Source organism: Streptomyces sp. NPDC059142 (genome assembly GCF_042755665.1).
Lineage (GTDB): Bacteria > Actinomycetota > Actinomycetes > Streptomycetales > Streptomycetaceae > Streptomyces.
On record NZ_JBHZDA010000002.1, the window covers coordinates 112404 to 120889 of the forward strand.

The 8486-nt window shown below is 72.4% G+C and carries 10 protein-coding genes; 3 read left to right on the forward strand and 7 right to left on the reverse strand.

Translation table 11 applies throughout. The features are described from left to right. Positions 1-161: 161 nt before the first annotated feature. The 3 genes from ACFXPK_RS01705 to ACFXPK_RS01715 all read left to right on the forward strand — a co-directional run bounded on the left by ACFXPK_RS01705 (position 162) and on the right by ACFXPK_RS01715 (position 2539). Entirely contained in the window at positions 162-1187 is a 1026-nt protein-coding gene (locus ACFXPK_RS01705) for a 6-phosphofructokinase (RefSeq protein ID WP_385007871.1), read from the forward strand. 166 nt (positions 1188-1353) lie between these two features. Next, entirely contained in the window at positions 1354-2319 is a 966-nt protein-coding gene (locus ACFXPK_RS01710) for a cytochrome c oxidase assembly protein (protein WP_385070455.1), read from the forward strand. Positions 2320-2380: 61 nt separating this feature from the next. Then, a complete protein-coding gene (locus ACFXPK_RS01715) occupies positions 2381-2539 on the forward strand; it encodes a hypothetical protein (RefSeq protein ID WP_385007875.1) in 159 nt (52 codons plus the stop codon). A gap of 213 nt (positions 2540-2752) precedes the next feature. Here ACFXPK_RS01715 and ACFXPK_RS01720 read toward each other — a convergent pair whose 3' ends face one another. The 7 genes from ACFXPK_RS01720 to ACFXPK_RS01750 form a co-directional block, all read right to left on the reverse strand. Continuing rightward, a complete protein-coding gene (locus ACFXPK_RS01720; protein ID WP_385001174.1) occupies positions 2753-2917 on the reverse strand; it encodes a hypothetical protein in 165 nt (54 codons plus the stop codon). A gap of 139 nt (positions 2918-3056) precedes the next feature. Next, the gene (locus tag ACFXPK_RS01725) at positions 3057-3869 is read right to left on the reverse strand and encodes an SAM-dependent methyltransferase (RefSeq protein WP_385001177.1); all 813 of its coding nucleotides are present in this window, start codon (positions 3867-3869) and stop codon (positions 3057-3059) included. 99 nt (positions 3870-3968) lie between these two features. Next, positions 3969-4550 (reverse strand): TetR/AcrR family transcriptional regulator, encoded by a 582-nt coding sequence (locus ACFXPK_RS01730; RefSeq protein ID WP_385001180.1) that lies wholly within the window; start codon positions 4548-4550, stop codon positions 3969-3971. 33 nt (positions 4551-4583) lie between these two features. Beyond that, positions 4584-5753 carry a pyridoxal phosphate-dependent aminotransferase gene (locus ACFXPK_RS01735; RefSeq protein ID WP_385070460.1) on the reverse strand — a complete coding sequence of 390 codons (1170 nt, stop codon included), beginning with the start codon at positions 5751-5753 and terminating at the stop codon, positions 4584-4586. 26 nt (positions 5754-5779) lie between these two features. Continuing rightward, positions 5780-6574, reverse strand: a complete 795-nt coding sequence (locus tag ACFXPK_RS01740) for an SDR family oxidoreductase (protein WP_385070672.1) — start codon at positions 6572-6574, stop codon at positions 5780-5782. 68 nt (positions 6575-6642) lie between these two features. Further along, positions 6643-7647: a biotin-dependent carboxyltransferase family protein gene (locus ACFXPK_RS01745; RefSeq protein WP_385070463.1), complete on the reverse strand. Its 1005-nt coding sequence runs from the start codon at positions 7645-7647 to the stop codon at positions 6643-6645. Beyond that, a complete protein-coding gene (locus ACFXPK_RS01750) occupies positions 7644-8381 on the reverse strand; it encodes an allophanate hydrolase subunit 1 (RefSeq protein ID WP_385001192.1) in 738 nt (245 codons plus the stop codon). The genes ACFXPK_RS01745 and ACFXPK_RS01750 overlap by 4 nt, the downstream gene beginning before the upstream one ends. Positions 8382-8486: the final 105 nt, after the last annotated feature.

Genomic DNA, 8486 nt, shown 5'->3' on the forward strand with positions numbered 1-8486 from the left:
GGGCGGGCCCGCCGGGGGCCCGCCCGGCCCCCGCCGTCCCGCCGTGCCCGCGGGGGGGCGCGGGGTTTCGGTCTCCCCGGCGCCCGCCGGTAGGCTGGCGAGGACCTGGCCTGACAACGGTGTCCGGCCGTCGGCCCCACGTTGCAAAGGTAATCCGGGCTATGCGAATTGGTGTGCTCACCTCAGGCGGCGACTGTCCCGGCCTCAACGCCGTGATCAGGTCCGTCGTGCACCGTGCCGTCGTCGACCACGGCGACGAGGTGATCGGCTTCCACGACGGCTGGAAGGGCCTCCTGGAGTGCGACTACCGCAAGCTCGACCTGGACGCGGTGGCCGGCATCCTGGCCCGCGGCGGCACGATACTCGGCTCGTCCCGGGTCCAGCCCGCGCATCTGCGCGACGGGGTAGAGCGGGCGCGGGGCCATGTCGCCGATCTGGGGCTCGACGCGATCATCCCGATCGGCGGTGAGGGCACGCTCAAGGCCGCCCATCTGCTCTCCGAGGCGGGGCTGCCGATCGTCGGGGTACCGAAGACCATCGACAACGACATCGCCTCGACCGATGTGACCTTCGGTTTCGACACGGCGGTCGGGGTCGCCACCGAGGCGCTCGACCGGCTGAAGACGACGGCGGAGTCGCACCAGCGGGTGCTGATCGTCGAGGTCATGGGCCGGCATACCGGCTGGATCGCGCTGCACTCCGGCATGGCGGCGGGCGCGCACGCCATCGTGGTGCCCGAGCGCCCCTTCGACATCGGCGAGCTGACCGAGGTGGTCGGCAAGCGGTTCTCGGCGGGCAAGCGGTTCGCGATCGTCGTGGTCGCCGAGGGCGCGAAGCCGCGCGAGGGCTCGATGGAGTTCGACGCCGGCGGCAAGGACATCTACGGCCACGAGCGGTTCGCGGGCGTCGCCCGGCAGCTCTCGATCGAGCTGGAGGAGCGCCTGGGCAAGGAGGCCAGGGCGGTCATACTCGGGCACGTCCAGCGCGGTGGCACGCCCACCGCGTACGACAGGGTGCTGGCGACCCGGTTCGGCTGGCACGCCGTCGAGGCGGCGCACCGCGCCGAGTTCGGGATGCTGACGGCGCTGCGCGGCACGGACATCGTGATGGTCCCGCTGGGCGAGGCCGTGGAGACGCTCAAGACGGTGCCGCCGGAGCGCTACGCCGAGGCGGAGTGCGTGCTCTGAGCCCTCTCCCCGCTCCTCCCCCGGCCCGCGGCGGGGACGGGGCCGCCCCCGGTCGCGACCGCCGCCGGGGGCGGTTCTAGGCTGGTCCGGACAACCGGCGCGAAAACCACCGCCGGTGGATGGCGGGCGCCGCGGCGCCGTCACGGGAAGCACCGGGAGCGCACGGATGGATCACAGCGGGCACGGCACGACCATGGATCTGCCGCCGTTCACGCTGGGACGAGGGCTGGAGTACTCCCCCGACCTCTTCTTCCTGACCGGCTGCCTGGTCGCGCTCGCCCTGTACGGGTGGGGTGTCGTCCGGCTGCGGCGGCGCGGTGACGCCTGGGGCGTGGGCCGCGCCGTGGCCTTCGTGCTCGGCGTGCTGACCATCGCCCTGGTGATGTGCACCGGGCTGAACGACTACGGCATGGTCATGTTCAGCGTGCACATGGTGCAGCACATGGTGATCAGCATGGTCTCGCCGATCCTGCTGCTGCTCGGCGCCCCGGTGACGCTGGCGCTGCGCGCCCTGCCGGTGGCGGGCCGGGGCATTGACGGGAAGAGCCGGAAGGGCCCGCGCGAGCTGCTGCTGGCGCTGCTGCACAGCCGCTACGTACGGATCGTCACGCACCCGGCGTTCACCATCCCGCTCTTCATCGCGAGCCTGTACGGGCTCTACTTCACGCCCCTCTTCGACTTCCTGATGGGGTCGAAGCCGGGGCACATCGCGATGATGGTGCACTTCCTCGGCGTCGGGCTGATCTTCTTCTGGCCGATCATGGGGATCGACCCGGGGCCGCACCGGCCGGGCTATGTGATGCGGATGCTGGAGCTCTTCGCCGGGATGCCGTTCCACGCGTTCTTCGGGATCGCGCTGATGATGGCGAGCGAGCCGATGGTCAAGGCGTACGAGAACCCGTCGGCCTCGCTCGGGATCGACGCCCTCACCGACCAGAACGCGGCCGGTGGCATCGCCTGGGCGTTCAGCGAGATCCCGTCCGTCCTGGTCCTGGTCGCGCTGGTCTACCAGTGGTACCACTCGGAGCAGCGGCAGGCGAAGCGCTCGGACCGGGCCGCGGACCGTGACGGCGACAGGGAGCTGGCGGAGTACAACGCCTACCTGGCCTCGCTCCAGGCCCGGGGGCGGTAGCGCGAACCGGGGTCCCCGGGCGACGATGGGCGTCACGGCCCCGGCCCGGAGGAGGACGCTCATGTCCGGATCCACGAAGACGATGGGTGTGGTGACCGTCGGCGCGCTGGTGGTGGTCACGGGGTACACCGCGGCGCTCGGCAGCAACGGCTGGCTGTGGTTCGGGTGGGTGATCCTGGGGCTGGTGACGCTCGGCATGGCGGCGGCAGGCGGCCACTGAGAGCGCTCCCGGCGCTCGCGGCCCCGGCCCGGCGCCGGATGCTCGACGTCTCGACGTCTTGGCGGCGCACGGCGGCGAGCCGACCGGGACGCCGCCGTGCGGCGGCTCGCCGGAGCGGCGGAGCCGGACGGTGGAGGGCGCCCCGCGCGGTGGCGTGAGGCGGCCCGGAGGCGACGCGTCCGGCCGGGCCCGGCGGCCCGGCCGGGGCGGCGGTCAGTCGGTGCGTGCCGAGTCGGTGGGGAACCGTCGGTGCAGCCCGCTCCAGTCCAGCACGTGTTCCGCCTGCCGGGTGGTCTGGTGGGCCGCCTCCCGGGCTTCGGTGACGACGTCGCCGTGCTCCCGGAGAAGCTGGTCATAGATCGGGGGGTTCGATGACACGTTCATGGTCTGTCAGGTCTTCCAGTCGTCAATCGTCCGGCGGTGAACTCTACTGCGGAGCCCACGGGCACGACCCACCAGGCCAGCGCCCCGACCTGTAATGATTGCCAGGCCGGAGCGGTCCAAACCTCCCGGGGCGTTACACCTTGCGGGCGATGGCGCCGTACATCGCGATGTCGCGGTCGTCCATGACCTCCTGGCCGACGTCGGGACGCCACTTGTGGACCTGGGTCACGCCCGGCTCGATCAGCTCCAGGCCGTCGAAGAACGCCGTGGCCTCGGCCAGCGTACGGAGCTGCATGGGCATGCCGCGCTTCGCGTACTCCTCGGCGACATGGCCGACCTCCACCGGGGCGAAGTCGGCGGTGCCGATGGTCATCGCCAGATAGCTGCCGGCCGGCAGCGGGTCGAGCAGCCGCTGGACCAGACCGTGGTCGTCGTCGTCCTTCAGGATGAAGTGGAGAATCCCGATGATCATGAGGCCGACCGGCTCCCGCAGGTCCAGCAGCTCCTGGAACTGGGGCGAGCCGATGATCGCGTCGGGGTCCCGCATATCGGCGTCGATGTACGCCGTACGGCCCTCGGGAGCGCTGGTCAGCAGGGCGCGGGCGTGCGCGAGGACGATCGGGTCGTTGTCGACGTAGACGACCCGGGAGTCGGGGGCGACCTTCTGCACGACCTCGTGCATGTTGGGCTGGGTGGGCAGACCCGTACCGATGTCCAGGAACTGCCGGATGCCCTTCTCCTCGGCCAGATAGCGGGCCGCGCGGTGCATGAACTCGCGATTGGCCCGCATGTGGACGGGGAGGGCCGGCCACTCCCGGCTCATCGAGTCGCCGGCCTCCTGGTCGACCTGGTAGTTGTCCTTGCCGCCCAGGATGTAGTCGTACACCCGGGCGGAATGCGCCTCCCCGGTGTTGAAACGATCATCTGGAGAGTTCTGCGGTGCCATCTTCGCTCCTCCCAGGTACGGCGGCCGGCGCGACGCCGGGGCGCGCGTACCGGTACCGGTCCCGTCCCAAAGTGAAGCCTTGGCCCAGAGCTTAGACGCTCAGTCACCTCGCGCCGCCGCAGACCAGCCGATCAGCGCGCCGCGCAGCGCGGCGACCAGCCGGGTCGCGGCCTCCTCCTCGGGGCGCCCGCTCTTGATGAGGTCCAGGATGTCCCGGGGGTCGAAGAGGGCGTTCCACAGGAACAGGGCCTCGTCGCCGAGGTCACCGAGCCCCAGCTCCTCGGTGGTCTGCCGCAGCGGTTCCGCCAGGGCCTCGGCCTGGGGGGCGAGATAGCCGGTGCCCTCACGGAGCCGTTCGAGGTAACCACGGTGCGAGCGCATCTGCGCCATCGCACCGCCGTGTTCGAGGACCAGCGACACCCAGTAACGGGACACCTCTTCGAGCCTCACCATGCCCCGGGTGGTCTGACGCGCGCTGAACTCGCTCAGCTCCGAACCGACTTGGGCCCGGAAGGCGTGCAGGATCTCCTCCACGGAGGAGAAGTGCCGGTAGGCCGTCGCGGTGGACACCTCGGCGTGCTTGGCGATCTCGGCCAGACTGACCGGCGTCGGCGAGTTCTCGAACAGCAGCGCGGCGGCCTTGATGAGGTGCCTGCGGTTGCGCTCGGTGTCGCTGCGCATGGGACGACTCCCCCGTTGCATGTGGACGGCGGTTCACCGGAGGGCCGAGAGTCCGCGGGCCAGCCGGCGGACTCCCTCGGTGATGGACTCCGGGCTGGCAGCGTACGACAGCCGGAGGTGGCCCTCGCCCCGGGCGCCGAACTCGCTGCCCGGCCGGACGGCGACACCGTGCGCCCGCAGTTCGGCGACGACCTGGGTCGACGGCAGGTCGAGGTCGTACCGCGGGAACTGGTAGAACGCCCCCTCCGGCGCGCTGAGGGTGAGGCCGGGGATCGTGGCCAGTTCCGCGCGCATCAGCTCGCCGCGCCGTTCGTACGCGGCGCGCATCCGGGCGACGTCGGCGTCGCAGCTCCGCACCGCGACGAGCGCGGCGTCCTGGACGACCGTGTTCACGGACCCGTTGAAGGTGTTGTGGATGCGCGCGGCCGCCCGGATGAGCGCGGGCGGGCCCCAGAGGTGGCCGACGCGCCAGCCCGTCATCGCGTAACTCTTCGAGAAGGTCTGGCAGTAGACCGTACGGTCGCGCAGGCCCTCGACCGAGACCGTGGAGGTGAAGGGCCGGCCGGTGTGGTCGAGGTCGGCGTACGCCTCGTCCGAGAGGACCACCGTGGAGGTGCCCGCGAGCAGCCCGGCGAGCGCGTCCAGCTCCTCGCGGCCGTGCACGATGCCGGTCGGGTTGCAGGGGTTGCAGAACACGAAGAGCTTCGCGCCCACCAGGGCGTCGGCCAGCCTGCCGAGGTCCCAGTGCAGGTCGGGGCCGAGCGGGACGGGGACGACGACGCCCCCGGCCATGCTCACCAGGTCGGCGTAGAGGGAGTACGTGGGGTCGGGTACGACCACCCTGTCGCCGGGGTCGACGAGGCCGAGGATGGAGGCGGCGAGCCCGGCGGTGCCGCCCTGGGTGATCAGGATGTCGGCGGCGGAGACCGGCGCGCCCGCGATGCCCGCCAGCTTCTCCGCGAGCGCCTCGCGCAGCGCCGGTTCGCCGAGCAGCGGCGAGTAGTGGGTGCGGCCGTCGCGGATGGCGGCGTGGGCCGCCTCGACCACCTGCTCGGGCGTGTCGAAGTCGGGCTCGCCCATGGCGAGGGAGACGAGGTCGCCGCCGGACTGCGGCTGCTGCGTCCGGCGGGAGGCCGCGGCGATCCGGGCGGCGGCCGCGGCGGGCGCGAAGGCGTGCGACGGGGTGGCGGTGGTGGACGGCATGCGCTCCTCCTGGAGGCGGGAGAGGGTCAGGCTCGGGGTGCGGCGTCGGCGGGGGCCCCCGCCCAGCGGCTGATCTCCAGGTCGGCCGAGGTGTCGCGCTGGCGCGTGGGGGCGACGACGATCTCCTGGAGCACGACCCGCTGGGGCAGGGTGACCGCGAGGCGGACGGCCTCCGCCACGTCCTCGGGCCGCAGCATGTGGGCGCGCTCCTCGGCGGCCGGCGGCCGGGCCCGGTGGTCGAGGATGGGCGTGTCCGCCTCGCCGGGCAGTACGGTGACGGCCCGCAGCCCCTGGTTACGGAAGGTGTTGTGCAGGAAGGTCATGAAGTTGCGGACACCGGCCTTGGCCGCGCCGTACGCCGCCCCGCCCAGCAGGTTGGGGTTGACGGCGGCGAGCGAGGAGACGGTGACGATGGTTCCGGCGCCGCGGCCGAGCAGGTCGGGGAGGACGGCCTGGGTGAGCTGGAAGACCGCCGTGAGGTTCACGTCGAGGACCTGGCGCCACTCGTCGTGCGGCAGCCACTGCGGGTTGAGCACCGACGAGGAGCTTCCAGCGTTGTTGATCAGTACGTCGACCGGGCCGAGTTCGGCGTGGACGCGGTCGAGGAGACGCCCCACGTCCTCCGTGCGGGTGATGTCCGCCGCGATCGCGAGGGCGTTGCCGCCCTCGGCGCGGATGGTGTCCCTGACCTCGTCGAGCGCCTGCTGCCGACGGCCCACGAGGACGACGGTGGCGCCGTCCCGGGCGAGCAGCCGGGCGGTCTCCCGCCCCATTCCGCTGCCGGCCCCGGTGATGAGCACGGTCCTGCCGGTCGTTGTCACCGTTCCTCCTGTCACCGGTTCCTCCTCCGGAAAGATCTGAGATTCACATTCCAAATGAGAATAACTTCTCACCTATGGCCGGACAAGGGCTCCCCGAGACCGAGGGCGCAGAACGCCCCGGCCACCGCGCGCTCCAGCGCCCGTACCGCGCCCTCCCGCTCCGCGTGGGCACGGAGCGAGGTCTCCCGGTCGACCCAGCGGAACCGCAGCTCCCGGCCGGGGCCCGCCTGCCCCAGCAGCGGCAGCGACCCCCGTGAGGCGACGCCGATGACCGGGTATCCGGCCGTCAGGCTCCGGTATCTGCCCAGGACGATCAGCTCGTCCGCGTGCGGGATCTGGAGCGCCCCGACCGGCACCCCGTGCGACACGATCTCGGCGTCGGTGTCCGGGTGCAGCACCGGCCCGTCGAGCCGCAGACCGACATGGTCGGAGCGCGGGGTGACGACGTAGGACGACGCCTCGACCACCTCGCGGATCCCGGGGATGGCGCGGCTTCCCCCGCTCGCCACCACATCGATCTCCCACGGCCCTTCGGCGCAGCGCAGGGCGGGAACGGGGAACCGGAAGAGCGGCGGTGCGAAGACCGCGTGCCGGAACCCCAGGAACCCGGTCTCCAGCAGCACCCGCGCCCCCGGGGCGAGGGTCTGCCCGAACCCCATCCGCGCGTCCGGGGCCGCGCTGCCGAGGAAGGTCTCCGCGGCGAGCGCGCCGTTCACGGCGAGATAGACACGGGTGCCCCGGGCGAGGTCGCAGCGGATCCGGATCTCGCGCCCCGCCGGTACCACCACCGGCGACCAGCTCTGCGCCGGTACGCCGTCGACGGTCACCCGGGCGGGGGCGCCGGTCACGGCGGCCAGCACGTCCCGGTCGGGCACGAGCGCCAGTTCGCCCCCCACGTTCTCGATCAGCGTCGCGCCGCGCGCGTTGCCCACGAGGACGTTGGCGACGGCCGCCGAGTGCTGGTCGGCCGCGCCGCCGGTGGGCACACCGCGGCGCTCGCTGTCCCGGCGGCCGAGGTCCTGGAAGGTCGTGACCCACCCCGTACCGGTGATGCCGAGTCCCACGGTCCTCATGGACGCACCTCCACCGGCAGCAGGAAGCCCGCGTCCAGCGCCGCCGCCTCGTCCCTGGTGACGGGGACGAACCGGACGAGGTCGCCGGTACCGAAGGAGACCGGTTCCGGGCGGGAGATGTCGACGATGGTGTGCGGGGTGCGCCCCACCACCCGCCAGCCGGTCGGGCCGGGGAACGGCTGGATGATCGCGTTGGTGCCGGCGATCATGACGGCCCCGGGCGCGACATCCGTACGCGGCTCGGCGCGCCGGCGTACCGGTCCCGGTACCCGGAGCCCGTCCATCATCGGCGCCATCGCCGCCCCCAGCAGGGAGATGGTGAACGTGGACTCCGCGATCGCCTCGACCACTTCGGCCGGGGCGAGCCCCACCTCCTCGGCGACGGACGCCAGATCGGGGCCGGTCTCCTCGTCGAAGACGACCGGGACGGCGAACCTCCGGACCGGCCGCGCCCGGACCGGAGCGCCGGCCGGTGTCCGCGCGGCCAGGAGCCGGGCCGCGTACGCGAGGTGCGGGAGCGCGGTCTCCAGCGGGTCGAACTCGACGAGCAGCGACTCCAGTCCGGAGACGACGTCGAGCACGCCGTGCGGGCGGTCCGCGAGGAACCGGTCGCGGAAGGCGACGATCGCGGCTCTGCGGACGGCCGGGTCGGCGTCGGGGACGGTCACCATCACCGCCGAGTCCCCGAAGGGTTCGACGGTGATCGCGACGGTGGCGAACGGTGCGGTGTCCATGGGGTGTCGCGGGCAACTCCCTAATCGGGGCGTGGGCGCGTGCCCGTTATAGGCCAGGAAGTCACGCTGACCCCTTAAAAGCATGCCCGCCCCCTCGGTTTGGGG